The organism is Methylobacterium sp. Leaf466, from assembly GCF_001425565.1.
In the GTDB taxonomy this organism is placed as follows: domain Bacteria; phylum Pseudomonadota; class Alphaproteobacteria; order Rhizobiales; family Beijerinckiaceae; genus Methylobacterium.
Window position 1 is genome coordinate 1 of the sequence record NZ_LMRC01000005.1, and the last position, 24,729, is coordinate 24,729.

Sequence of the window (24,729 nt, forward strand, 5' to 3'; positions counted from 1 at the left end):
CCCTGATCGTGCCGGTGGCCATGGAAGAGAAGCTGCGCTTCGCCATCCGCGAGGGCGGTCGCCCTGATCGTGCCGGTGGCCATGGAAGAGAAGCTGCGCTTCGCCATCCGCGAGGGCGGTCGCACCGTCGGCGCCGGCGTCGTCGCCGCCATCAACGACTAGTCTCGCTTAGCGATCACGTCTGCTGAGGAACGACCGAGGGGCGGGTCCTCGCGCCCGCCCCTTTCTCGTCCCGCCAAGGTTTCAGGTCATGAACGGTCAGAATATCCGCATCCGCCTCAAGGCGTTCGACCATCGTATCCTCGATGCGTCGACCCGAGAGATCGTCTCGACCGCCAAGCGCACCGGCGCCACCATCCGTGGCCCGATCCCGCTGCCGACGCACATCGAGAAGTTCACCGTCAACCGCTCGCCCCACATCGATAAGAAGTCGCGCGAGCAGTTCGAGATGCGCACGCACAAGCGTGTGCTCGATATCGTCGATCCGACGCCCCAGACCGTGGACGCGCTGATGAAGCTCGACCTCGCCGCCGGCGTGGACGTGGAGATCAAGCTCTGAGTCCCGCAGGGATTTAGAGCTTACCGTTTCATCGCGCGAGGGAGATACCTATGCGCTCAGGCGTCATTGCACAGAAGGTCGGGATGACCCGCGTCTTTACGGATGCAGGCGAACATATTCCCGTGACCGTGCTCAAGATCGATCAATGCCAGGTGGTCGCCCACCGCACCGTCGAGAAGAACGGCTACGTCGCCCTCCAGGTCGGCGTCGGCAAGGCCAAGGTGAAGAACGTGTCGATGGCCGAACGCGGCCGCTTCGCGATCGCCAAGGTCGAGCCCAAGCAGAAGCTCGCCGAGTTCCGCGTGTCCGAGGACGCGATGATCCCGGTCGGGGCGGAAATCACGGCCGACCACTTCATCGCCGGCCAGTTCGTCGACGTCACCGGCACCACCACCGGCAAGGGATTCGCCGGCGGTATGAAGCGCTGGAACTTCGGCGGTCTGCGTGCCACCCACGGAGTGTCCATCTCGCACCGTTCGATCGGTTCGACCGGTGGGCGTCAGGACCCGGGCAAGACCTTCAAGAACAAGAAGATGCCCGGCCACATGGGTGTCGACCGGGTGACGACGCAGAACCTGCGCGTCGTCCGTACCGACCCCGAGCGTGGACTCATCCTGGTCGAAGGTGCCGTCCCCGGCGTCGCCGGCGGCTGGATCCAGATCCGCGACGCGGTGAAGCGCAAGCTCCCCGCCGACGTGCCGCAGCCTGGCAAGTTCCGTGAGAACGGTTCCTCCGCTGCTCCCGCCACCGAAGCTCCGGCTCCCGAGGCTCCCGCTTCCGAGGAGAATGCGTGATGAAGCTCGATATCACCACTCTCGACGGCGACGGCGCCGGCTCGGTCGACCTGGACGAGACCATCTTCGGGCTCGAGCCGCGCGCCGACCTTCTTCAGCGCATGGTGCGCTGGCAGCTCGCCAAGCGCCAGGCCGGCACCCACGCCGTGAAGAACCGCTCGGACGTGAACCGGACCCGCAAGAAGCTCTACAAGCAGAAGGGCACCGGTAACGCCCGTCACGGCGCCGCCTCCGCTCCGCAGTTCCGCGGCGGTGGTCGTGCGTTCGGTCCGGTCGTCCGCAGCCATGCCCACGACCTGCCCAAGAAGGTCCGTGCGCTCGCTCTCAAGCATGCGCTCTCGGCCAAGGTGAAGGCCTCGACCCTCATCATCGTCGACGACGTGACGCTGGCCGACGGCAAGACCAAGGGTCTCGTCGAGCGGTTCGGCAAGATGGGCCTGTCGAGCGCTCTGATCATCAGCGGGGCCGAGGTCGACGTGAACTTCGGTCGCGCCGCCCGCAACATCCCGATGATCGACGTGCTCCCCGTGCAGGGCATCAACGTCTACGACATCCTGCGCCGCGACAAGCTCGTGCTGACGCGCGCCGCCGTCGATGCGCTGGAGGCGCGTTTCAAATGAGTGCCGATCCGCGTCACTACGACATCATCGTCTCGCCCGTGATCACGGAAAAGGCGACGAACCTCACCGAGCAGAACAAGGTCGTCTTCCGGGTCGCGCCGAAGGCCACCAAGCCGCAGATCAAGGAAGCGGTCGAGCGTCTGTTCGACGTCAAGGTGGTGGGCGTGAACACGCTCGTCACCAAGGGCAAGAAGAAGATCTTCCGCGGTCTGCGCGGGCAGCGTTCGGACGTGAAGAAAGCGATCGTGACCCTCGCCGAGGGTGAGACGATCGACGTCACGACCGGCCTCTGAGACAGTCGGGTTAAGGATTACCACCGATGGCCTTGAAGACATTCAAACCGGTCACGCCGAGCCTTCGCCAGCTCGTGCTCGTCGACCGCCGTGAGCTCTACAAGGGCAAGCCGGTCAAGAAGCTCACCGAGGGCAAGTCGTCGTCCGGCGGCCGCAACAACCTCGGCCGCATCACGGTCCGCTTCCGTGGCGGTGGGCACAAGCGCACCCTGCGCAACGTCGACTTCAAGCGTCGCGAGCAGATGGGCGTGTCCGCCACCGTCGAGCGGATCGAGTACGATCCCAACCGGACGGCGTTCATCGCGCTGATCACCTATCCGGACGGCGTGCAGAGCTACATCCTGGCTCCGCAGCGCCTGTCGCCCGGAGACAAGGTGATCGCGGCCGAGCAGGTCGACATCAAGCCCGGCAACGCCGGTCCGGTGGGCAACATGCCGGTGGGCACCATCGTCCACAACGTCGAGCTGAAGATCGGCAAGGGCGGTGCCATCGCGCGCTCGGCCGGCAACTACGCCCAGATCGTCGGGCGCGACCAGGGCTACGTCACCCTGCGCCTGAACTCCGGCGAACAGCGCCTGGTCCACGGCCAGTGCTTCGCCAGCGTTGGTGCGGTGTCGAACCCGGACCACATGAACATCTCGCTGGGCAAGGCGGGCCGCAATCGCTGGCTGGGCAAGCGCCCGCACGTCCGCGGTGTCGCCATGAACCCGGTCGATCACCCGCACGGCGGCGGCGAGGGACGGACCTCGGGCGGCCGCAACCCGGTCACGCCCTGGGGCGTGCCCACGAAGGGGAAGAAGACCCGGTCCAACAAGCGGACCGACGTGTTCATCCTGTCCAGCCGTCACAACCGCAAGAAGTAACCATCATGGCACGCTCGCTCTGGAAGGGGCCGTTCATCGACGGCTACCTCCTCAAGAAGGCTGAGACCGCTCGCGGATCCAGCCGCAACGAAGTCATCAAGATCTGGAGCCGCCGCTCCACGATCCTCCCGCAGTTCGTCGGGCTCACCTTCGGTGTGCACAACGGGCAGAAGCACATCCCGGTCTATGTCTCCGAGGAAATGGTCGGCCACAAGTTCGGCGAGTTCTCGCCGACCCGCACCTTCCACGGTCACGCGGCCGACAAGAAGGCGAAGAGGCGCTGAGATGGGCAAGCAAGCCACCCCCCGCGCGCTGCCGGACAACGAGGCGAAGGCCGTCGCGCGCATGCTGCGTGTCAGCCCTCAGAAGCTGAACCTCGTCGCCCAGCTGATCCGCAACAAGAAGGTCGATTCGGCACTCGCCGACCTCGAATTCTCCCGCAAGCGGATCGCCCGCGAGGTCAAGAAGTGCCTCGAGAGCGCCATCGCCAACGCCGAGAACAACCACAATCTGGATGTCGACGACCTAGTCGTCGCCCAGGCGTTCGTCGGCAAGGCCCTCGTGCTCAAGCGCTTCCACGCTCGGGCCCGCGGCCGCGGCGCACGCATCCTGAAGCCCTTCGCGAACCTCACCATCGTGGTGCGCGAAGTCCCGACCGCCGAAGCGGCGTGAGGAGGACCTGATGGGCCAGAAAATCAATCCGATCGGTCTGCGGCTCGGTATCAACCGGACCTGGGACTCCCGCTGGTTCGCCCAGAAAGGCGAATACGCCAAGCTGATGCACGAGGACGTCGCCATTCGCGCGTCGCTTATGAAGCAGCTCAAGCAGGCGGCGGTCTCCAAGATCGTGATCGAGCGTCCGCACCGAAAGTGCCGCGTCACCATCCACTCCGGTCGTCCGGGCGTGGTGATCGGCAAGAAGGGCGCGGACATCGAGAAGCTGCGCAAGCTCGTCGGCACCATGACCAAGGCCGACGTGACGATCAACATCGTCGAGGTGCGCAAGCCCGAGATCGACGCCACCCTGGTGGCGGACTCGATCGCGCAGCAGCTCGAGCGCCGGGTCGCCTTCCGCCGTGCCATGAAGCGGGCCGTTCAGTCGGCGATGCGTCTGGGCGCCGAGGGCATCCGTATCAACTGCTCGGGCCGCCTCGGCGGCGCTGAGATCGCGCGCCAGGAATGGTACCGCGAGGGTCGCGTGCCGCTGCATACGCTGCGCGCCGACGTCGACTACGGCACCGCGACCGCCTTCACGACCTACGGGACGTGCGGCATCAAAGTGTGGGTGTTCAAGGGAGAGATCCTCGAGCACGACCCGATGGCGCAGGACAAGCGTGCTCAGGAAGAGGGTGGCCGTTCGGGCGGACGCCGTGAGCGCGATGGCGAAGGCGGCCGCGGTCGTCGCGATCACGCCTGATCGCTACCGCCAGCCCAAGGAAGGTGTTGAGAGGCTGCCATGTTGCAACCCAAAAAGACCCGATTTCGCAAGCAGTTCAAAGGCCGCATCCACGGTGCGGCCAAGGGCGGCTTCGATCTCAACTTCGGTAGCTTCGGCCTGAAGGCCATCGAGCCGGAGCGTATCACCGCTCGCCAGATCGAAGCGGCCCGCCGCGCGATCACCCGCGAGATGAAGCGCCAGGGCCGCGTCTGGATCCGGATCTTCCCGGACGTCCCGGTCACGGCAAAGCCCACCGAGGTCCGCATGGGCTCCGGTAAGGGCGCTCCCGAGTTCTGGGCTGCCCGCGTGCATCCCGGCCGGATCATGTTCGAAGTCGACGGCGTGGCCGAGGACATCGCGAAGGAGGCCCTGCGCCTCGGCGCGGCGAAGCTCCCGATCCGCACGCGCGTCGTTCAGCGTATCGCTGACTGAGGGAGGAGGGGATCATGAAGTCGTCGCAGAGACAATCGGATCTGGCCGCCCTGTCGCCGGATCAACTGAACGACGAGCTGCTGAACCTGAAGAAGGAGCAGTTCAACCTGCGCTTCCAGGGCGCCACCGGCCAGCTCGAGAACGTCGCGCGGGTCCGTGAGGTTCGTCGCGACATCGCCCGCGTCCGCACGCTGCAGCGTCAGAAGACGCTCGGCCAAGCGCAGGCCTGAGGAGTACACCATGCCGAAGCGCGTATTGCAGGGCGTCGTCGTCAGCGACAAGGGCGAGAAGACCATCGTCGTGAAGGTGGAGCGTCGCTTCACCCATCCGGTGATGAAGAAGACCGTCCGTCGCTCCAAGAACTACCACGCCCACGACGAAGCCAACGTCGCCAAGGTCGGCCAGACCGTGTCGATCGAGGAGTGCCGTCCGTTCTCCAAGACCAAGACCTGGAAGCTCGTGGAGGCCGCACAGGCCGCCGCCGTCGAGGCTCCCGCCTCCTGAGGGCTTGCATCGAACGTCGGTTCCCTGTAGGCGACCGACCTTCGCATATGTTTTCGTGACGACGGATTCGTCCTCACTTGGCTGCGGTGACCGCGCCGGCGCTTCCTAGCGCCGATAGCGCGGTCCGACTAATGGACGGGGGCATCAGATCCCCATCAGGCGTCGTCCGCCGGACAATACCGTCCGTGTGCGGAAACCCGTCTGAAACAAGGAAAGGTCACTCTCGTGATCCAGATGCAGACGAATCTGGACGTCGCCGACAACTCTGGTGCGCGTCGCGTGATGTGCATCAAGGTACTCGGCGGGTCGAAGCGTAAATATGCCGGCGTCGGTGACATCATCGTCGTCTCGGTCAAGGAAGCGATTCCGCGCGGCCGCGTGAAGAAGGGCGACGTCATGAAGGCGGTCGTCGTCCGCACCGCCAAGGAAGTGAAGCGTGCCGACGGTTCGGTGATCCGCTTCGACAAGAACGCTGCCGTTCTGATCAACAATCAGAAGGAGCCGATCGGCACCCGTATCTTCGGACCGGTGCCGCGCGAGCTGCGGGGCCGCAATCACATGAAGATCATCTCGCTCGCTCCGGAGGTGCTGTGATGGCTGCCAAGGTCAAGAAGGGCGACAAGGTCGTCGTCCTCACCGGTCGCGACAAGGGTCGCTCCGGTGAGGTGGTTCAGGTCATGCCGAAGGACGACAAGGCTCTCGTGCGCGGGATCAACCTCGTCAAGAAGCATCAGAAGCAGACCCAGAACCAGGAAGGCGGCATCATCTCCAAGGAGGCCGCCATCCATCTCTCCAACATCGCGATCGCCGACCCCAAGGACGGTCAGCCGACGCGCGTTGGTTTCCGCATTCTCGACGACGGCCGCAAGGTCCGGTTCGCCAAGCGCTCGGGGGATCTGATCGATGGCTGAGGCAAATGTTGACGGCTACGTGCCGCGTCTGCGCAAGCACTACGACGAAGTCGTGCGCCAGAAGCTGATCGAAGAGTTCGGCTACAAGAACCCCATGCAGGTACCGACGATCGAAAAGATCGTCATCAACATGGGCGTCGGCGAGTCGACCGCCGATTCGAAGAAGGCCACCGTTGCCGCCGGGGACCTGGCGCTGATCGCCGGTCAGAAACCGGTCATCACCCGGGCCCGCAAGGCCATCGCGACCTTCAAGGTTCGCGAGGGCATGCCGATCGGCTGCAAGGTCACCCTGCGCAAGGCCCGGATGTACGAGTTCATGGATCGTCTCGTGACGATCGCGCTTCCCCGCGTCCGCGACTTCCGCGGCCTGAACCCGCGCTCCTTCGACGGCCGCGGCAACTACGCCCTGGGACTCAAGGAGCACCTCGTGTTCCCGGAGATCTCCTACGACAAGGCCGAGGCGACCTGGGGCATGGACATCGTGATCCAGACCACGGCCCAGACCGATGCTGAGGCGCGCGCGCTCCTCACGCAGTTCCGATTCCCGTTCCGGCAGTAAGAACCCCAGCGGTCCTTATACGCGGACACCGGAGACAGACATGGCAAAGAAAAGCTCGATCGAGAAGAACAACCACCGCAAGGTCCTCGTTAAGCTCTACGCGTCGAAGCGTAAGGCCCTTCTGGCCACGGCCAACAACGAGTCCCTGGAGATGGAGGAGCGCTTCGAGGCGCGCCTCAAGCTCGCGGAACTACCCCGCAACTCGTCCGCGACCCGTGTCCGCAATCGTTGCGGCATCACCGGTCGGCCCCGCGCCTTCTATCGCAAGATGGGCGTGTCGCGCATCGCGCTGCGCGAACTCGGCAACCAGGGTCTGATCCCCGGTCTCGTCAAGTCGAGCTGGTAAGGAGCACGTACCATGGTCAACGATCCCGTGGGCGATATGCTCACACGCATCCGCAATGGACAGCAGCGCCGGCGCAACGTCGTGCAGACGCCCGGCTCGCGCCTGCGCGCCAGCGTTCTCGACGTCCTCAAGTCCGAGGGCTACATCCGTGACTACGCCACCACCGATTACGGGAACGGCCGCACGGAATTCGCAATTGAGTTGAAGTATTACGACGGCCAGCCCGTCATCCGCTCGATCCAGCGTGTCTCGAAGCCCGGCCGTCGGGTCTACTCGTCGGTCGGCGAACTGCCCCGCGTCGCCGACGGTCTCGGCGTCACCATCGTGTCCACCCCGCAGGGCGTCATGGCCGACCACGAGGCGCGCGAGCGCAACGTCGGCGGCGAAGTGCTCTGCAAGGTGTTCTGATCTCGGACGAAGGAGGAAAGGCCATGTCTCGCGTAGGCAAGAAGCCCGTCCCCGTCCCGTCCGGTGTGACGGCGACGGTGAACGGTCAGACGGTGACTGTTAAGGGTGCGAAGGGCGAACTCGCGTTCGTCGTTCCCAACCTGGTGAACGTATCGTTCGAGGACGGCGCCGTCTCGGTGCAGCCCAAGGACCAGACCAAGCAGGCTCGCTCGCTGTGGGGCACCTCCCGTGCCCAGGTCGCGAACCTGGTCGAGGGCGTGTCGAAGGGCTTCGAGAAGAAGCTCGAGATCACGGGCGTCGGTTATCGCGCGGCGATGGCCGGCAAGGCGCTCAAGCTCTCGCTCGGCTACAGCCACGACATCGAGTATCAGATCCCGGCCGGCATCACGATCGTGACGCCCAAGCCGACGGAGATCGTGATCTCGGGGATCGACCGGCAAGTGGTCGGTCAGGTTGCCGCCGAGATCCGCGACTATCGCGGCCCCGAGCCCTACAAGGGCAAGGGCGTGAAGTACGCGGGCGAGTTCATCTTCCGCAAGGAAGGCAAGAAGAAGTAAGGGCCGGCGATCATGTCACGCAAAATCGATGCACTCGACCGCCGCAAGGCGCGTGTGCGCCGCGCGCTGCGGGCCGCGGCCAAGGGACGTCCGAGACTCTCGGTGTTCCGCTCCTCGAAGCAGATCTACGTTCAGGTGATCGACGACGCCGAGGGCAGGACCCTCGCCGCCGCTTCGAGCATCGACAAGGATCTGCGGACCGGTCTCAAGACCGGCGCCGATGTCGCGGCGGCTTCGGCCGTCGGCAAGCTCGTCGCCGAGCGGGCCAAGGCGGCCGGCGTCACCCAGGTGATCTTCGATCGCTCAGGCTACCTCTACCACGGCCGCGTTAAGGCGCTCGCCGAGGCGGCCCGCGAGGGCGGCCTGGAGTTCTGATAACGGCGGGAGGGACGGCATTCGCCGTCCCTCATCGAAACGATTCAAGCGAGCGGACCCCGCTGTCCGCGCCAGTGAGATGGGATCAACAACGATATGGCACGTGAACGGGAAGGCGGGGGCCGCGGCCGCCGCGACGAGCGCGAGGAGCGCGACAGCGAGTTCGTGGACAAGCTCGTCCACATCAACCGCGTCGCCAAGGTGGTGAAGGGTGGCCGTCGCTTCGGTTTCGCCGCCCTCGTCGTCGTCGGTGACCAGAAGGGTCGCGTCGGCTTCGGCCACGGCAAGGCACGTGAAGTGCCCGAGGCCATCCGCAAGGCGACGGAAGCCGCCAAGCGTGGTCTCGTCCGCGTTGCGCTCCGCGAAGGCCGGACGCTCCATCACGACGTCCAAGGCCGTCACGGCGCCGGCAAGGTGATCCTGCGCGCCGCGCCCCAGGGTACCGGCATCATCGCCGGCGGCCCGATGCGCGCCGTCTTCGAGACGTTGGGCATGCAGGACGTGGTTGCCAAATCGCTCGGCTCGTCCAACCCCTACAACCTCGTGCGCGCCACCTTCGACGCGCTGAAGAACGAGGACAGCCCGCGCGCCGTCGCGGCTCGCCGTGGCCTCAAGGTCTCGGCCCTGCAGGCCCGTCGTCGTGATGCGGACGCTTCGGACCTGTCCGAAGCGGCCGTGGCTTGAGGAGGGTCCGATGACTGGCAAGACTCTCCGCATCGAACAGATCGGCTCGCCGATCCGTCGTGAGAACGACCAGCGCGCGACGCTGATCGGGCTCAAGCTCAACAAGCTGCACCGGGTTTCCACCTTGGAGGATACCCCCTCCGTGCGAGGCATGATCCGCAAGGTTCAGCACCTCGTGCGCGTCCTCGACGACGCGGCCTGAGGGAGGGCATCATGAAGCTGAACGAAATCCACGACAACGTCGGCGCCACCAAGAACCGGATGCGCGTCGGCCGGGGCATCGGCTCCGGCAAGGGCAAGACCGCTGGTCGCGGCGTCAAGGGTCAGAAGGCCCGTACCGGCGTCTCGATCAAGGGCTTCGAGGGCGGCCAGATGCCGCTACACCGTCGCCTGCCCAAGCGCGGCTTCAACAACCTGTACTCGACGGACCTCAACGAGGTGAACCTCGGGCGCATCCAGCAGGCCGTGGATGCCGGTCGCCTCGATGCGTCCGCCACCGTGGACATGGACGCCCTCGTGGCGGCCGGCATCTGCGCCCGTGGCCGTGACGGCGTGAAGCTCCTCGGCGTCGGCGAGCTGACGGCGAAGCTCGCCTTCACCGTCACCCGCGCCTCGAAGTCCGCCATCGCTGCGGTCGAGAAGGCCGGCGGTTCGGTGACGGTCCAGTTCGCGGATCGGGTCTCCACCCGCGGCAAGGCTGCCGACGCCACTGTTGCGTAGGACGGTCGCGGACCTTAAGTCGAAGCCTGGAGCGGCGGCCCGTGCGACCTGCGCGTGGCCGCCGTTTCGCTTCGTGGTGGGTGCTTCAGGCACCTGAACGATTGGTTTTCAGGAACCGGTGACATGGCCTCAGCCGCCGAGCAGCTTGCCGCGAACCTCAATTTCGGGGCGATCGCAAAGGCCGACGAACTCAAGAAGCGCATCTGGTTCACGCTGGGTGCGCTCGTGGTGTTCCGGCTGGGCACCTACATCCCGATTCCGGGCATCGACCCCGAACAGTTCGCGCGCAACTTCCAGAGCCAGGCCGGCGGCGTGCTCGGCCTGTTCAACATGTTCTCCGGCGGTGCCGTCGAGCGCATGGCGATCTTCGCGCTCAACATCATGCCCTACATCTCGGCCTCGATCATCATCCAGCTCCTGACGTCGGTGATCCCGACCTTGGAGACGCTGAAGAAGGAAGGCGAGTCGGGCCGCAAGGTCATCAACCAGTACACCCGCTACCTCACCGTGGTGCTGGCGCTGGTGCAATCCTGGGGCATCGCCTTCGGCCTCCAGGGATCGAGCGCGGCGACCGATCCGGGTCCGTTCTTCATCCTGTCCACCGTGGTGACCCTCACGGGCGGCACGCTGTTCCTGATGTGGATCGGCGAGCAGATCACCTCGCGCGGCATCGGCAACGGCTCCTCGCTCATCATCTTCGCCGGCATCGTCGCCCACCTGCCCACCGCGATCATCGGCGCGCTCGAGCTCAGCCGTACGGGTGCCCTGTCCACGGCCGTGATTCTCGGGGTCGGCGTCGCGGCGGCCGCGCTCGTCTACTTCATCGTGTTCATGGAGCGCGCCCAGCGCCGCCTGCTGATCAACTACCCCAAGCGTCAGGTCGGCAATAAGATGTACGAGGGCCAGACCTCGTTCCTGCCGCTCAAGCTCAACACGGCCGGCGTGATTCCGCCGATCTTCGCATCCTCGCTGCTGCTGCTGCCGGCCACCGTCGCGAGTTTCTCGGCCAACCAGAGCGGCACCGGCGTGCTGGCGACGCTCACCACCTACCTCGGCCACGGGCGGCCGCTGTACATGGTGCTCTACGCGGCGCTGATCATCTTCTTCGCCTTCTTCTACACGGCGGTGGTGTTCAATCCCGAGGAGACGGCCGACAATCTGAAGAAGCACGGCGGCTTCATCCCGGGCATCCGGCCGGGAGAGCGGACGGCGAGCTTCATCGACAAGGTCCTTACCCGGATCACGGTGATCGGCGCGCTCTACCTCACCTTCGTGTGTCTCGTGCCCGAGATCCTGGCCTCCTATGCATCGGCCAGCCTCGGCTTCGGCGGTACCTCCCTGCTCATCGTGGTGTCCGTGACGATGGACACCGTGGCGCAGATCCACGGGCACCTGATGGCTCATCAGTACGAGGGGCTGGTGAAGAAGGCGAAGTTGCGCGGCGCCACACGCCGACGCTAACGACCGTCAAAACCGCTGCCATAACCGCTGCGGCGGCGTCCGGGAGGCGTCGCCGAGGACAATCAAGAGGCCCGGCCTTCGGGTTGCTCACGAGGACACGACGCCCATGCGGATCATCCTGCTCGGACCCCCCGGAGCCGGCAAGGGAACCCAGTCGGCCCGCATCGTCGAACGGTTCGGCATTCCGCAGCTCTCCACGGGCGACATGCTCCGCGCGGCCGTCGCCGCGGGGACCCCGGTCGGATTGGAAGCCAAGTCGATCATGGAGAGCGGCGGCCTCGTCACCGATTCCATCGTCGTCGGCATCGTCGCCGATCGCGTCGAGGAGGAGGACGCCCGCGCCGGTTTCATCCTCGACGGCTTTCCGCGCACCGTAGACCAGGCTGCGGCCCTCGACAGGATGCTGTCGGACAGGGGTCTGGCGTTGGATACGGTGGTCGAGTTCGTGGTGGACGAGGATGCCCTCGTCGGTCGGATCGCCAACCGGGCGGCTGAGACCGCGGCCCGCGGCGAGCCGGTCCGCAAGGACGATACGCCCGAAGTCTTCAAGACGCGCCTGGCCGCCTATCGGGCCCAGACCGCGCCGCTGTCGGCCTATTACGGCAGCCTCGGCATGCTGGAGACCATCGACGGCATGAAGCCCGTCGACGACGTCACCACCGACCTGATGGCGATCCTCGACAGTCACGCGGAGGCCGCGTCGGCCTGAGAGCCTCGCGGTAACGGGTTGACACGTCAGCCCCGCCGCGTTAACGGACCGACCTTCGTCCACACGCACCATGGGTCCGGGGTACCTCATCGAGGGGCCGCGGGCCGATTTGTCGTTATGGACGGCGTGCAGGGGCCGGCCTCCACCGGACGCACGTCTTATCATCCGGGCCGGGCTTCGCCCGATCGCCCCATGGAGAATGACCTTGGCCCGTATCGCTGGCGTTAACATTCCGACCAACAAGCGCGTCGTCATCGCGCTGCAGTACATTCACGGCATCGGCTCGAAGAAGGCCGAGGAGATCACGACGAAGGTCAACATCCCGGCCGAGCGTCGCGTCAACCAGCTCACCGACGCCGAGATCCTCCAGATCCGCGAGACCATCGACCGCGATTACCTGGTCGAGGGTGACCTGCGCCGTGAAGTCTCGATGAACATCAAGCGCCTGATGGACCTGGGCTGCTACCGCGGCCTTCGCCACCGCCGCAACCTGCCGGTCCGCGGCCAGCGCACGCACACCAATGCGCGCACCCGCAAGGGCAAGTCGAAGCCGATCGCCGGCAAGAAGAAGTAACCTTTCCCATCCGGGAGGCCTCGCGTCGCCGAGGCTTCCCGACATTGCGTCGGGCGTCCCGTTGCGGGGCTCCCGCTAGGCGGTACGGCGATCGAAGCCAGGCCGCCGAACCCGATGAAGAATCCCGAGCGCCTGGAATGACGGGCGCGCTTGAAGGACGAGAGACGAGAGCATGGCCAAGGAAGCAACCCGCGTTCGCCGCCGCGAACGCAAGAACATCGTGTCGGGCGTCGCCCATGTGAACGCTTCGTTCAACAACACGATGGTCACCATCACCGACGCTCAGGGCAACACGATCTCGTGGTCGTCCGCCGGTGCGATGGGTTTCAAGGGCTCGCGCAAGTCGACGCCCTACGCCGCCCAGGTGGCGGCCGAGGATGCGGCCCGCAAGGCCTCCGAACACGGCATGCGCACCCTCGAGGTCGAGGTTTCGGGTCCCGGCTCGGGTCGTGAGTCGGCTCTTCGCGCCCTCCAGGCCGCCGGTTTCACCGTCACCTCGATCCGCGACGTCACCGCGATCCCGCACAACGGCTGCCGCCCGCGCAAGCGTCGTCGCGTCTGAGGACGGTATCCAAAACCGCTCGAAGCCGAAAATCGAAGACGGAGATGCCCGTGGCGGGCGATGCCTCGAAGCCCCTTCCCGGCGTGTTGCGTTGGACGATCGGTGACCTCACGGTCACCGCCCTCAACGACGGATACCTGCAGGGGTCCCTCGATCTCGTCACGGGGATCGCCAAGGAGGATGCCGGCGCGCTGCAAGCGGCCGGCTTTCGCGCGAACGATCCCCGCATCACCCTCAACGCCTTCGTCGTCACCGGTGCCGGTCGTGCCCCGGTTATGATCGACACCGGCATGGGCGGGTTCGGCGGCGACACCCTCGGGCGCGTACCGGCAGCGCTGGCCGCGGCCGGTGTTCGTGCCGAGGAGGTCGAGTCGATCCTCCTCACGCATCTCCATCCAGACCACGCCGGTGGTCTGATCGATGGCGACGGCGTGGCGCGTTATCCGAACGCCGAACTGGTGCTCCACGAGGCGGAAGCCGGGCATTGGCTCGACGATGCGGCCCTCACGCGGGCCCCGGAGGACGCCAAGTCGTACTTCGAGGCGGCGCAGAAGGCGACGTCTCCCTATGCGACGCGTCTACGGACGGTGACCGGGGGCGAGGTCGCACCCGGCATCACCGCGGTGCCGCTGCCGGGCCACACGCCGGGCCACACCGGCTACCGGATCGTCTCAGGGTCGGCGGCCCTCTTCATGTGGGCCGATATCGTCCACCTTCCGGCGATCCAGTTCAAGCGTCCCGAGGCCGGGATGACGTTCGACGTCGATGGCGACCGGGCGCGGGAGACCCGCCGGCGCATCCTCGACGAGGTCGCCTCCGAGCGCAGCCTCATCTCGGGCGCGCATCTGGAGTTCCCCGCGCTGGGCTATGTCGCCCGTGACGGCGGCGGCTACAGCTTCGTGCCGGAGCTATGGGTGGCGGCACACTGACTTATCCCGTCCGCTCTCGGCGGACGGACCAGGATTTCGAGGCCCTCCCGCGCATCGCGACGCGCGTTCGGGCATCACACGTGGTCCCGCGTCATGGGGATCGCGACAGGTAGTGCGAGAGGTAGGACCGTGGTCATTCAGAAGAACTGGCAAGAGCTCATCAAGCCGAACAAGCTCCAGGTCTCGACCGGACACGACCCCAAGCGGGTCGCCACCGTCGTCGCCGAGCCGCTCGAGCGTGGCTTCGGCACGACGCTGGGTAACTCGCTCCGCCGCGTGCTGCTGTCCTCGCTGCAGGGCGCGGCCGTGACCTCGGTCCAGATCGACGGCGTGCTCCACGAATTCTCCTCGATCCCCGGCGTGCGCGAGGACGTCACCGACATCGTCCTCAACATCAAGACCATCGCGATCCGCTCGCAGACCGAGGCGCCCAAGCGCCTGACCCTGCGCAAGACCGGCCCCGGCCTCGTCACCGCCGGCGACATCGGGGCGGTCGGCGACATCCAGATCCTGAACCCCGACCTCGTGATCTGCACCCTCGACGACGGCGCCGAGATCCGCATGGAGTTCACCGTCGCCACCGGCAAGGGCTACGTCCCGGCCGAACGCAACCGCCCCGAGGATGCGCCGATCGGCCTGATCCCGGTGGACGCCCTGTTCTCGCCCGTGACCAAGGTCAGCTACCGCATCGAGACCACCCGCGAGGGCCAGGATCTCGACAAGGACAAGCTGACGATGACCATCGAGACCAACGGCGCCGTGTCGCCGGAGGATGCACTCGCCTACGCCGCGCGCATCATCCAAGACCAGCTCCAGGTGTTCGTGAACTTCGAGGAGCCCCGCAAGGAGGAGGCGCAGCCGCTCGCGCCGCAGCTTCCCTTCAACCCGGCCCTGCTCAAGAAGGTCGACGAGCTCGAGCTCTCGGTGCGTTCGGCGAACTGCCTGAAGAACGACAACATCGTCTACATCGGCGACCTCATCCAGAAGTCCGAGGGCGAGATGCTGCGCACCCCGAACTTCGGCCGCAAGTCGCTCAACGAGATCAAGGAAGTGCTCGCCGCCATGGGCCTCCACCTCGGCATGGACATCCCCGGCTGGCCGCCGGAGAACATCGAAGACCTCGCCAAGCGCTTCGAAGAGCATTACTAGCGCGAATGGCGAGATGGCGAATGGCGAGTGGGGTAACCGAGCCCGGCTCGACCTTTTCGCCGCCTTCCATTCGCCATTCGCCATTCGCCTTATCAAGAACGACGGCCGTACCGTGGCACGGCGGCCGCTATAATCAGGAGAGCCAATCATGCGTCATGGATTTCGCGGTCGTCGCTTCAACCGCACCACCGAGCACCGCAAGGCGATGTTCGCCAATATGTGCGCCGCGCTGATCAAGCACGAGCAGATCATCACGACTCTGCCGAAGGCCAAGGACCTGCGTCCGGTCATCGAGAAGCTGATCACGCTGGGCAAGACCGATACGTTGCACGCCCGCCGCCTGGCGATGTCGCAGATCCGCGACGCCGACATGGTCCGCAAGCTCTTCGCGGTGGTCGGTCCCCGCTACAACACCCGTCCGGGCGGCTATTGCCGCATCATGAAGGCGGGCTTCCGCTACGGCGACAACGCCCCCCTCGCCGTGATCGAGTTCGTGGATCGCGACGTCGAGGCCCGCGGCAAGGATTCCGGCCAGGCGCCCGTCGACGAAGCCGCCTGATCGGCGTTTTCACGACCGCAACGAAAGAAAAGGGGTGGCCGGTTCGGCCACCCCTTTTTCGTTCGTCCGAGAGGATCCGCGCAAGACACGGTCAGGCCTGGGGCGCCGCGTCGACGAGGCCGGCGACGATGGCCGCGAAGTCGCTGGATTCGAACGGCTTGGCGAGAACGGGCACGCCCTCGGGGATGGTCATCGCCTCGGCATGGCCCGTCAGGATCAGGACGGGAACCGCCAGGCCGCGCCGACGGATGGCGTCGAGGAGTTCGACGCCCGTCATCCCCGGCATGGCGAGATCGGCCACCACGAGATCGAAGGTCTGCGATTCCAGGAGCACGAGCGCCGCCGCGGCGTCCTGCGCCTCGGTCTCGTGGTAGCCGAAGCCGTTCAGGAACGACGCGGTGACGTGGCGGACCTCTGCGTCGTCGTCGACCACGAGGATCCGGGCCGACCGCGGTGCCGCGATCGGCTTCGGGGCGGTCGCAGGGGCTTCCTCGGCCGCCTCCTCGGCCCGCGGCAGGACGAGGGCGACCCGCGTTCCCTGGCCGACGGTGCTCTCGATGCGCAGGTGCCCGCTCGATTGCTGGGCGAGCCCGAACACCATGGCGAGGCCGAGCCCGGTTCCCTGGCCGAGGGATTTGGTCGTGAAGAACGGCTCGCACACCCGTCCCAGCAGTTCCGGCGGTATGCCGGCGCCCGTGTCGCTCACGCTCATGACGACGTAGTCGCCATCGGGCAGGTCGGGGTCGTCGGCGATCCGCTCGCTGCGGGTGGCGATCACGATCCGGCCGCCCTCGGCCATCGCGTCCCGGGCGTTGATGCACAGATTGAGGATGGCGAGTTCGAGCTGGTCGGGGTCGACCAGGGCGAGCGGCCGGCTCGGGTCGAGCTCCTTGCCGACGCTGACGAGGCCGCCGAGGCTGCCGCCGATCAGTTCGCCCATCCCGTCGATCAGGGCGTTAAGATCGACCGCACGCGAGCGCAGCTCGCGGGCGCGGCTGAACCCGAGCAGGCGCTTGGTGAGGGCGGCCCCACGCTGGGCCGCCTGGGTGGCGTTGCCGACGAGGCGCTGGACCCGCGGCTGGTCGACGATCTTGGGCGCCACCAGCTCGAGGCTGCCGAGGATCGCCGTCAGCAGGTTGTTGAAATCGTGGGCGATGCCGCCGGCCAGGGTGCCCAGGGCCTGCATCTTGTCGGATTGGCGCAGGCGCGCCTCGAGCATGCGCTGCTCGGTGACGTCGCGTTCGATCACGGCGAGGTGGGCGATCTGGCCCGTGCCATCGCGGATCGGCACCCGCATCACATGGCTCCAACGCTCGGCGCCGGTGGCGCCCTCGGCGGCCAGGCTCTCCGAGGGTGCCCCGCTCAGCATCGCGGCGGCGTCGGCCGCCGCCCCCTCCGACGACGCGTCGCCGGGATTGATCTCCCCCTCCGTCCGGCCGAGGCAGGCCTCGACCTCCCGCCCGAGGTGGGACGCCTTGCGGGCGTTGAGGCGCACGAAGCGCCCCTCGGCATCCTTGAAGGCGATGGCGTCCTCGGTGTGGTCGAGGAGGCCCATGAGGAGGGCGCGTTCCGTGGCGAGGTCGCGGCCCAGGCGATGGCGCTCGAAGGCGTTGCGCACGGTGTTGCGCAGCAACCCGGCGTCCCAGGGCTTGGTGACGTAGCCGGTGATGCCGCCGCGGTTGAGGGCGGCGACGACGGCGCTCAGGTCGGCGTATCCCGTGAGCAGGATGGCCTGGGCATCGTGGAGCGTGCGGGCCTTCGCTAGGAGCTGGTCGCCGGTCATGCCGGGCATCCGCTGGTCGGACAGGATGACCGCGATGTCGGGCTCGGCCCTCAGGATCGCGAGGGCCTCCTCCGGGTTCGTGGTGGTGCAGACCCGGTACTCGTCCTCGAACAGGTCTTCGAGGGCGATCAGGATATCCGGCTCGTCGTCGACGGCCAGGATGGTCGCTTTGTCCATGCTCATGCCGTCTGCCGCGGTATGCCGATCACGAAGCAGGCCCCGCCCCCCGGCGCCGTTTCGACGCCGAGCGAGCCGCTATGGGCCTGGACGACGCTATAGGCAATGGCAAGTCCGAGCCCGGTGCCGGACCCGACGGGTTTGGTCGTATAGAACGGCTCGAAGATCTTTTCGCGCAACGTCTCGGGGATTCCCGTCCCGGTATCGCTAATGCGGATCCAGTCGGTCTCGTCGGTACTGTGGGTGACGATGGAAATGGTGCCTCCGTCGGGCATCGCATCGGCGGCATTGCCGAGAATATTCATGACGACCTGGTTGAGCAGGGCCGGCGTGCAATGGATCTCCGGGCGGCCGGCCAGGTCGCGGGCCACCGTGATGCGGTCGCCGAGCTTGTGCTGGATCAGCGAGAGCACGGTCTCGATGGCCTCGGGGACGTTGACGCGGGTGCGCTCGCCCTCGTCGAGGCGGGAGAACTTGCGCAGGTTCAGGACGAGGTCCTGGATGCGTGTGAGGCCCATGCGCATCGAACCGACCCGGTCGCGGGCCTTGGCGAGGGCCTTGATCGCACCTGCGTCCCCTTCGGGCGCCGGCACTTCGCTGAGCAGACGCTCCACGGTGCCCTGGTGGGCGAGGATGAAGGCCAGCGGATTGTTGATCTCGTGGGCGATGCCGGCCACGAGTTCGCCGAGCGAGGCCATCTTGGCGGCCTGGACGAGCTTGGCCTGGGCGTCGGTGAGCTTGCGGTTGGCGGTGGCGAGGTCGCGGTTGGCCCGTTCGAGGGCACCGGCCAGGGCGGCGCGGGCCTCGGCCGCCTCCGCCTCGGCGCGGGCTCGTTCGAGGGCCTGCTCGCGCAGCCCGAACTCGCCGGCGATGCGCCGGTTGTCCTCCTCGAGGAGCTTGCGCCGGACGAGGCCGCGCACCCGCATCACCAGGATTTCGGCATCGGCCTTCGAGACGACGTCGTCGGCGCCGGCGGCGAAGGCCTGCACCAGGAAATCCTTGGCCGGGGCGCTGCCGGCGATGCCCACGAGCTGGAAGGTCGGCGTCCCGGCCTCGCGGGTCTCGCGCTCGGCGGAGCGGTGCCTGTCGATGGCCCGGCACAGGGCGAGGCCGTCGTAGGCGTGGCCCATGAGGTCGACGGTGATGCAGTCGAAGGCGGCCTCCGGGTCCGCCAGGGCCCCCAGTGCGGCCGCCTCGCCCTCCACCGCCCGGACGGCGTGGCCTTCATGGGCGAGCAGCCCGGCGAGGAAGGTGCGGTAGGTGGCGCTGCCGTCTACCACCAGAACCCGGCCGCGGCGGAAGGCGGAAATGCCCGGGCTCTCGGCCGGTGCCTCGCCGCCACGCTCGCGCAGGAGGGCGCGGATGCGCAGGATGAGGATGTCCCGGTCGGCGGACTTGGCGACATAGGCGTCCGCGCCGCTGTCGAGGCCCTGGCGCTCGCCGTCGCGGGCACCGGTGAGCATCAGCAGAGGCAGGGTGCGGGTGCGCAGCGACAACCGCATCTGCCGGGTGAACTCGTCGCCGTTCATGCCCGGCAGGTGGTAGTCGGCCACCACAAGGTCGGGCAGGCCGGTGTTGAGGTGGTCGAGGGCCGCCTCGGCGGTGGCGCAGCGCGAAACGGAGAACCCCTGCGACTCGAGGAGCAGGCGCAGTTCGAGCGCCTGCGTCTCCGAATCCTCCACGAGGAGGATGCGCGGAGCCCGCGCGGCCGGGTCCGGAAGCGCCGTCATGCCCCGGGCTCGCTTTGGGCGAGCCGCATGAGATGGGCAGCGATGCGGTCGAGGGGCAGGATGCTGCGGGCGGCAGAGAGCCGGATGGCGGCGGCCGGCATGCCGAACACGACCGCCGTGCTTTCGTCCTCGGCCACCGTGGCGGCCCCGGTGCGATACAGGTCGAGCAGGCCCAGGGCCCCGTCCTCGCCCATGCCGGTGAGCAGGAGTCCGATGCCGCGCGCACCGGCATGGCGCGCCACCGACCGGAACAGCACGGTGGCGGCGGGCCTCTGCCCCCCGACCGGTGGGGCGTCCGAGATCCGCAGGACGAAGCCCGGCCCGAGTTCGAGATGGCGGTCGCCGGGGGCGACGTAGACGTGTCCGGGTTCGGCGCGGGCCCCGTCGCGGGCGAGCGCCACCGGCAGCGCGACGACGCCGTCGAGCCAGGCCGCGAACCCCTCCATGAAGGCGGGACCCATGTGCTGCACCAGCAGGATGGGGAGGGGGAAGTCGAGGGGCAGGGCACCGATGACCCGCGCCAGCGCCGGCGGCCCGCCGGTGGAGGCCGCGATGGCGGCCACGGTGAAACTCTCCATCAGGCGGCGCGGCTCGACCGGCGCCGAGGGGTCCGCCGACCTGCGCCGCGACCACTCCGCGCCGATCGGCCGGCGCCGGATCACAGGGACCTCGGCCATGATGCGCAGTTGCGTGCAGATCTCGGCGGCCACCGCATCGTAGCCGGCATGCGTCGTCGCCACCGGTTTCTCGACCACGGAGAGCGCGCCGGCGCGAAGGGCGTTCATCGAGATCGAGAGGGAGGAATCCTCCACCGAATCGGCGATCACCACGATGGGCGTCGGCTGTTCGGCCATGATCCGGCGGGTGGTCTCGAGGCCGTCGATGCCGGGCAGACGGATGTCCATCGAGATGACGTCGGGACGCACCGTGGCGATCTCGGCCAGCGCCGCCTCGCCCGAGGCGACCGCCGCCACCACTTCGAGGCGCGGGTCGCGTCCGACGATGTGGGTCAGCAGCTGGCGCACGACGAGGGAATCCTCGACGATCATCACCCGCACCCGCGCCGCTGCGGTCGACAGGCTCACAGCAGTTGCCCGATCGTGTCGAGGAGCCGGCCCTGGTCGAAGCCCTGCTTGGTCAGGTAGGCGTCCGCGCCCAACGCGAGGCCGCGGGCGACGTCGTCGGGGTCGCCCCGCGACGTCATGAGAACGATCGGGAGGCGCGCGAAGGCCGGCTCGGCGCGAAGGGCTTCGAGGAGGCCGAAGCCGTCGAGGCGCGGCATCTCGACGTCGGCCACCACGAGGTCCACGGGCTCGATCGCCGCCCGCAGGCGGTCGAGGGCATCCTGTCCGTCGACGCAGACCACCACGCGATACCCCGCCGCTTCCAAGATGCCCTTCTCCAAGGTGCGGGTGGTGATCGAATCATCGACGACGAGGATCGTCGAACGGCGGGCGGAAGCGATTGTTCCGCGCTGCGACAGGGCGGGCGCGGCCGCGGCACGGCTTTCGGCGGCCCGTCCCACCACCTCGTCGGGGTCGAGGACCAGGACGGGCCGGCTGCCGTCGACGATCACCGTTCCTACCACCAGCCGGCGGTCGCCGGTCACCGGCGGCGCCGGCATCACCAGCAGGGTGCGGACGTCGAGGAGTCGGTCGGCCTCCAGCACGCAGCGGCGCTGGCCGTCCCGCAGGAGGACGGCGTTCATCGCACCGGGCTCCGCCGCCTGCCGCGACTGCGGGGCTCCGCCGACGAGGTCGGCGAGGTGGGCGACGGGCACCGTGAGGCCGGCCTCGTCGGCCTGCGGGGCCGCCTCGGCCGCCAGGGTCAGGACGGAGCGCCCCATCACGCTCGAAACGCTGCCGCGTTCGATGCGCAGGAGCCGCTCGATCGACCGGCTCGGCAGGGCGTAGGTGGCCGATCCGGCCTCGACGAGCAGCAGGCTGCGCCGCGCCGCCTGCAACGGCAGGCTCATCACGAGGGCGGTGCCCCAGGGATCGCGCGGCTGCAACCGCACGGTTCCGTCGAGGCGGCGCACCGTGTCGGCGACCACCGAAAGGCCGATGCCGCGTCCCGACAGGGTGTCCACCCCCGTACTCGTGGAGAAACCGGGCTCGAACACCACCGCGAGCAGGGTCTCGGGATCGGACGCGCCCGCCAGGAGGCCGCGCCGCCGGGCCGTCTCGGCGATGGCGCCGAGATCCGGCCCGCGCCCGTCGTCGACGACCGTGACCATGAGGCGCCCGCCCCGGACCGCCACGTCGAGACCGATCGCCATGGCCGGGGGCTTGCCGAGGCGGGCGCGAACCGCGGCCGGCTCCGCGCCGTGGCTCAGGGCGTTGCGCAAAGCGTGCAGCACGGGGTCCTTGAGTGCCTGGAGCATGGCCCGATCCACCGGAAGGTCGAGGCCGGTGGCGCTCACATCGACATCGGCCCCGGCGTCGCGGGCCATGTCACGCAAGACCCGGGCAAACCCGCCGAACGCCGCCTCCGCCGGCACCAGGGCGAGGCGCTCGGTCTCGTCGCGCACCCGCGAGGCCGCGGCCTCGACCGCCGAGGCCACGACGCTACGCTGCCGGGACAGGCTGGTCGCATCCCTGGCCAGCCCGAGCAGGCCGGCCTCCAGCACGCGCATCTCCGCCAGCGCCGCGTCGAGGGCCTTCGCGTCCACGGCCGCCGGCTGTCGCCCGGCCCCGTCGGCGGCGGACCGGAACCGCTCGGCCCGTTGGCCGAGTTCGAGGGCGCCGGACCGGATCCGCGCCAGGCCCTCGGCCACCGACCCTTCGCCGATCAGGGCGGTGCCGAGTTCGTGGGCGGCACGGGTGAGGGCCTCCACCGCATCGGCGGGCACCCGCAGGACCGTGGGGCCGGATTCCCCGGCGGGCTCGGGCGCGGAAGGCGGCGGGGTTTCGGCCGCCGGCTCCGCGCGGGCCGGTGGCGGGGCCGGGCCGGCCCGATCCGTTTCGCCCGGGCCGGCCAGACAACGGTCGAGGGCCGCCAGCGCATCCTGGGGAGGGGAGGGCGTCAGGCCCCGCTGCAGGTCGGCGACGCAGGCCTCGATCCGGTCGAGGGCGAGGTCCACCGCCGCATGGGCGGCTCGGTCGAGGGCGGCGGAGCCCTCGACGATCCGCTCGAACAGGGTCTCGAGGCGATGGGCCACCGCCTCCACCGCCGGCAGGTCCACCGCGCGCGACGCCCCCTTGAGGCTGTGCGCCCGGCGGAAGATGTCGTTCCAGTCCGGCGCGCGCGCCTCCGCGCCGGCGGCGAGCGCGGCGCGGATCACGTCCACGTGCTCGCGGTACTCGATGGCGAAGGCCTCGAGGAGCTGCTGTCGGATGTCCACGCCCGGCGGCCGGGCTCAGTGCCGGTAACGGTCGGCCAGGGTCATCAGCGCCTGGGCCAACTCGGTGAGGTTGGCCGAGGCCGCCTCCACCTCGCGGGTGCCCGCGGCGGTCTGCTGGCTCGCCTGACGGATGTTCTGGAGGGCGCCCATCACCTGCTCGATGCCGAGTTGCTGCTGGTTGGTCGAGGCGACGATCTGCTGGAAGGTCTGCACGTTCTCCTCGACCCGGGCGGTGATCTCCTCGATGGTGCGCTGGGTGGTGTCGGAGCGGGCCTTGCCGGCCGCCGCCCGCTTGACCGCCTCCTCCGTGAGCATCACCGAGGTGTTGATGCCGCGCTGGATCTCGGAGAGGATCGTGCGCACCTGGCCGGTGGCGGCCTTGGCCTGGTCGGCCAGCAGCTTCATCTCAGAGGCGACGATCGCGAAGCTGCGCCCGCTCTCGCCCGCCGCCGCCGCCTCGATGGCGGCGTTGAGGGCCAGGAGATGGGTGCGCTCCGAGATGTCGTTGACCGTGGTGATGATCTCGCCGATGGCCTGCGTCTTCTCGCTGAGCGAGACGATGTTGCCGGCCGCCGCCTCGGCCTGCTCGCGGATCGCGTCCATGGCCTTGACCGTGTCGGCGACCGCCCGCAGGCCGGCGCGCGAGGTCTGGGCGGTGGATTGCGCCGTGGCGATCACCTCGGTGGCGCGCTTGCCGATCTGGGCTCCCGAATGGGTGATCTCGTCCACCGTGGCGGCTGTCTCCTGGACGGCGGCGAACTGCTCCTCGACGCTGGCCGCCTGCTCCTGGGCCGAGGCCCGGATCTGGGCTGCGGCGGCGTTGAGGTCGGCGGTGGCGGCCCGGTTGGTGCGCGCCAGGTCGGCCAGCCCCGACACCATGGCGTTGAAGGTGGTGCTGAGGCGACCGAACTCGTCCCCGCCGGTGCGCGCGAGGGTGCCTGTGAGGTCGCCGCCGCCGACCCGCTCGGCGAACACCATGACCTCCTCGAGGGGCGTCACCACCCCGCGCCGGATCAACGCGGTGACCACGAGGCTGATCACGATGCAGGCGGACAGGAACAGGGCGATCGACAGGCGGCTGAGGTCGTAGATCTCGGTGGACCGGCGCTGGCCGGCGGCGATGCCCTCGTCGAGGAGGTCGCGGGTGCGCTCGACGTCGCGCAGGAGTGCCTCCTGGGAGCGGTCGAGGGCCTCGGTCCGGCCCTCCATGCCGGCGGTGTCCCTGGCGGCAATGGCGGCGAGCTGGCCTTCGCTGGCCGCACGCAGCTGGCGGAAGGCGCCGACGGTCGTCGTGGACGCCTCGGACAGCCGCTTCCAGATCGCGGCGCGCTCGGGCGACGGGGCGGTGGCGGAGTAGTCGCTCGTGGTGCGGACGAGGTCCGCGATGATGGCATCGACCTCGTCGGCGGTGCGGCGCCAGCCGTCGGTGGTCACGGTCTGGTCCGCGTCGGACCTGTTGCGCAACAAGCTGGCGATCACGGCGTTGCGGCGCAGGATGCCGAGGTCGCGGGCCTTGTTGGCCAGGTCGTCGAGCTTGCGCGCCACGGACAGGTCGCGGCTGATGATGGTGTTGGTATTGTCGCGCACGGCGCTGATCTGGGTGAGGGCGTAGGCGCCGAGAGCCACCATCACGAGGATGACGACCACGAAGCCGAGGAGGATGCGTCGTCCAATCGAGATCGTCACGCTT

33 protein-coding genes and 1 pseudogene are annotated in these 24,729 nt (G+C 68.2%); 29 read left to right on the forward strand and 5 right to left on the reverse strand.

Annotated elements, in window-relative coordinates:
• Positions 1-57: 57 nt before the first annotated feature.
• The 29 genes and pseudogenes from ASG59_RS19705 to rplQ form a co-directional block, all read left to right on the forward strand.
• Positions 58-162, forward strand: a pseudogene (locus tag ASG59_RS19705) (elongation factor Tu); the annotation flags it as partial.
• Positions 163-250: 88 nt separating this feature from the next.
• A complete protein-coding gene (gene rpsJ, locus ASG59_RS03955; protein ID WP_018044230.1) occupies positions 251-559 on the forward strand; it encodes a 30S ribosomal protein S10 in 309 nt (102 codons plus the stop codon).
• A gap of 50 nt (positions 560-609) precedes the next feature.
• Entirely contained in the window at positions 610-1,353 is a 744-nt protein-coding gene (gene rplC / locus ASG59_RS03960) for a 50S ribosomal protein L3 (protein ID WP_055881762.1), read from the forward strand.
• Entirely contained in the window at positions 1,353-1,973 is a 621-nt protein-coding gene (rplD, locus tag ASG59_RS03965; protein WP_055881760.1) for a 50S ribosomal protein L4, read from the forward strand. Before rplC ends, rplD begins: the two co-directional genes overlap by 1 nt.
• Positions 1,970-2,266 carry a 50S ribosomal protein L23 gene (locus tag ASG59_RS03970; protein ID WP_055881749.1) on the forward strand — a complete coding sequence of 99 codons (297 nt, stop codon included), beginning with the start codon at positions 1,970-1,972 and terminating at the stop codon, positions 2,264-2,266. Before rplD ends, ASG59_RS03970 begins: the two co-directional genes overlap by 4 nt.
• A 26-nt stretch (positions 2,267-2,292) precedes the next feature.
• Entirely contained in the window at positions 2,293-3,129 is an 837-nt protein-coding gene (gene rplB, locus ASG59_RS03975; RefSeq protein ID WP_055881725.1) for a 50S ribosomal protein L2, read from the forward strand.
• A gap of 5 nt (positions 3,130-3,134) precedes the next feature.
• Complete coding sequence (gene rpsS, locus ASG59_RS03980; protein ID WP_018044225.1) at positions 3,135-3,413, forward strand: 30S ribosomal protein S19; 279 nt, start codon at positions 3,135-3,137, stop codon at positions 3,411-3,413.
• A gap of 1 nt (position 3,414) precedes the next feature.
• The gene (gene rplV / locus ASG59_RS03985; RefSeq protein ID WP_055881711.1) at positions 3,415-3,801 is read left to right on the forward strand and encodes a 50S ribosomal protein L22; all 387 of its coding nucleotides are present in this window, start codon (positions 3,415-3,417) and stop codon (positions 3,799-3,801) included.
• A gap of 10 nt (positions 3,802-3,811) precedes the next feature.
• Positions 3,812-4,546 carry a 30S ribosomal protein S3 gene (gene rpsC, locus ASG59_RS03990; RefSeq protein ID WP_055881707.1) on the forward strand — a complete coding sequence of 245 codons (735 nt, stop codon included), beginning with the start codon at positions 3,812-3,814 and terminating at the stop codon, positions 4,544-4,546.
• 39 nt (positions 4,547-4,585) lie between these two features.
• Positions 4,586-4,999, forward strand: coding sequence for a 50S ribosomal protein L16 (rplP, locus tag ASG59_RS03995; protein WP_055881703.1), 414 nt, complete (start codon positions 4,586-4,588; stop codon positions 4,997-4,999).
• A gap of 14 nt (positions 5,000-5,013) precedes the next feature.
• Positions 5,014-5,229, forward strand: a complete 216-nt coding sequence (rpmC, locus tag ASG59_RS04000) for a 50S ribosomal protein L29 (protein ID WP_055881700.1) — start codon at positions 5,014-5,016, stop codon at positions 5,227-5,229.
• A gap of 10 nt (positions 5,230-5,239) precedes the next feature.
• Entirely contained in the window at positions 5,240-5,503 is a 264-nt protein-coding gene (rpsQ, locus tag ASG59_RS04005; protein ID WP_055881697.1) for a 30S ribosomal protein S17, read from the forward strand.
• 225 nt (positions 5,504-5,728) lie between these two features.
• Positions 5,729-6,097 carry a 50S ribosomal protein L14 gene (gene rplN, locus ASG59_RS04010; RefSeq protein WP_055881693.1) on the forward strand — a complete coding sequence of 123 codons (369 nt, stop codon included), beginning with the start codon at positions 5,729-5,731 and terminating at the stop codon, positions 6,095-6,097.
• A complete protein-coding gene (gene rplX, locus ASG59_RS04015) occupies positions 6,097-6,414 on the forward strand; it encodes a 50S ribosomal protein L24 (RefSeq protein WP_055881688.1) in 318 nt (105 codons plus the stop codon). Before rplN ends, rplX begins: the two co-directional genes overlap by 1 nt.
• Entirely contained in the window at positions 6,407-6,973 is a 567-nt protein-coding gene (gene rplE, locus ASG59_RS04020; RefSeq protein ID WP_055881686.1) for a 50S ribosomal protein L5, read from the forward strand. Before rplX ends, rplE begins: the two co-directional genes overlap by 8 nt.
• Before the next feature lie 40 nt (positions 6,974-7,013).
• Positions 7,014-7,319: a 30S ribosomal protein S14 gene (gene rpsN, locus ASG59_RS04025; RefSeq protein ID WP_055881681.1), complete on the forward strand. Its 306-nt coding sequence runs from the start codon at positions 7,014-7,016 to the stop codon at positions 7,317-7,319.
• A 12-nt stretch (positions 7,320-7,331) separates the two neighbouring features.
• Positions 7,332-7,727 (forward strand): 30S ribosomal protein S8, encoded by a 396-nt coding sequence (gene rpsH / locus ASG59_RS04030; protein ID WP_055881679.1) that lies wholly within the window; start codon positions 7,332-7,334, stop codon positions 7,725-7,727.
• Between the two features lie 23 nt (positions 7,728-7,750).
• Positions 7,751-8,284 (forward strand): 50S ribosomal protein L6, encoded by a 534-nt coding sequence (rplF, locus tag ASG59_RS04035; protein ID WP_055881669.1) that lies wholly within the window; start codon positions 7,751-7,753, stop codon positions 8,282-8,284.
• A 12-nt stretch (positions 8,285-8,296) separates the two neighbouring features.
• Entirely contained in the window at positions 8,297-8,659 is a 363-nt protein-coding gene (gene rplR / locus ASG59_RS04040) for a 50S ribosomal protein L18 (protein WP_055881666.1), read from the forward strand.
• Between the two features lie 96 nt (positions 8,660-8,755).
• On the forward strand, positions 8,756-9,343 hold the full coding sequence (gene rpsE / locus ASG59_RS04045; protein WP_055881662.1) for a 30S ribosomal protein S5: 588 nt from the start codon (positions 8,756-8,758) through the stop codon (positions 9,341-9,343).
• 10 nt (positions 9,344-9,353) lie between these two features.
• The gene (gene rpmD, locus ASG59_RS04050) at positions 9,354-9,545 is read left to right on the forward strand and encodes a 50S ribosomal protein L30 (RefSeq protein WP_056282043.1); all 192 of its coding nucleotides are present in this window, start codon (positions 9,354-9,356) and stop codon (positions 9,543-9,545) included.
• Between the two features lie 11 nt (positions 9,546-9,556).
• Entirely contained in the window at positions 9,557-10,063 is a 507-nt protein-coding gene (gene rplO / locus ASG59_RS04055) for a 50S ribosomal protein L15 (RefSeq protein ID WP_055881657.1), read from the forward strand.
• A gap of 123 nt (positions 10,064-10,186) precedes the next feature.
• Complete coding sequence (secY, locus tag ASG59_RS04060; protein ID WP_056282040.1) at positions 10,187-11,524, forward strand: preprotein translocase subunit SecY; 1,338 nt, start codon at positions 10,187-10,189, stop codon at positions 11,522-11,524.
• A 106-nt stretch (positions 11,525-11,630) separates the two neighbouring features.
• Positions 11,631-12,233, forward strand: a complete 603-nt coding sequence (locus tag ASG59_RS04065; protein WP_056407118.1) for an adenylate kinase — start codon at positions 11,631-11,633, stop codon at positions 12,231-12,233.
• A gap of 205 nt (positions 12,234-12,438) precedes the next feature.
• Positions 12,439-12,807, forward strand: coding sequence for a 30S ribosomal protein S13 (gene rpsM, locus ASG59_RS04070; protein ID WP_055881814.1), 369 nt, complete (start codon positions 12,439-12,441; stop codon positions 12,805-12,807).
• A gap of 172 nt (positions 12,808-12,979) precedes the next feature.
• Complete coding sequence (gene rpsK / locus ASG59_RS04075) at positions 12,980-13,369, forward strand: 30S ribosomal protein S11 (RefSeq protein WP_055881646.1); 390 nt, start codon at positions 12,980-12,982, stop codon at positions 13,367-13,369.
• Between the two features lie 44 nt (positions 13,370-13,413).
• Positions 13,414-14,298, forward strand: coding sequence for an MBL fold metallo-hydrolase (locus ASG59_RS04080; protein ID WP_056407121.1), 885 nt, complete (start codon positions 13,414-13,416; stop codon positions 14,296-14,298).
• Positions 14,299-14,391: 93 nt separating this feature from the next.
• Positions 14,392-15,447 (forward strand): DNA-directed RNA polymerase subunit alpha, encoded by a 1,056-nt coding sequence (locus ASG59_RS04085; protein WP_156399100.1) that lies wholly within the window; start codon positions 14,392-14,394, stop codon positions 15,445-15,447.
• Positions 15,448-15,595: 148 nt separating this feature from the next.
• Positions 15,596-16,006, forward strand: coding sequence for a 50S ribosomal protein L17 (gene rplQ / locus ASG59_RS04090; RefSeq protein ID WP_055881632.1), 411 nt, complete (start codon positions 15,596-15,598; stop codon positions 16,004-16,006).
• Positions 16,007-16,097: 91 nt separating this feature from the next.
• Here rplQ and ASG59_RS04095 read toward each other — a convergent pair whose 3' ends face one another.
• The 5 genes from ASG59_RS04095 to ASG59_RS04115 are packed head-to-tail and all read right to left on the reverse strand — an operon-like array spanning position 16,098 to position 24,725.
• Positions 16,098-17,966, reverse strand: a complete 1,869-nt coding sequence (locus ASG59_RS04095; protein ID WP_056407124.1) for a response regulator — start codon at positions 17,964-17,966, stop codon at positions 16,098-16,100.
• A gap of 2 nt (positions 17,967-17,968) precedes the next feature.
• Complete coding sequence (locus ASG59_RS04100; RefSeq protein WP_056407127.1) at positions 17,969-19,696, reverse strand: response regulator; 1,728 nt, start codon at positions 19,694-19,696, stop codon at positions 17,969-17,971.
• Positions 19,693-20,745: a chemotaxis-specific protein-glutamate methyltransferase CheB gene (gene cheB / locus ASG59_RS04105; protein WP_056282059.1), complete on the reverse strand. Its 1,053-nt coding sequence runs from the start codon at positions 20,743-20,745 to the stop codon at positions 19,693-19,695. Before cheB ends, ASG59_RS04100 begins: the two co-directional genes overlap by 4 nt.
• Positions 20,746-20,777: 32 nt before the next feature.
• Complete coding sequence (locus ASG59_RS04110) at positions 20,778-23,039, reverse strand: response regulator (protein ID WP_056407129.1); 2,262 nt, start codon at positions 23,037-23,039, stop codon at positions 20,778-20,780.
• Between the two features lie 15 nt (positions 23,040-23,054).
• Entirely contained in the window at positions 23,055-24,725 is a 1,671-nt protein-coding gene (locus tag ASG59_RS04115; RefSeq protein WP_056407131.1) for a methyl-accepting chemotaxis protein, read from the reverse strand.
• Between the last annotated feature and the right edge of the window lie 4 nt (positions 24,726-24,729).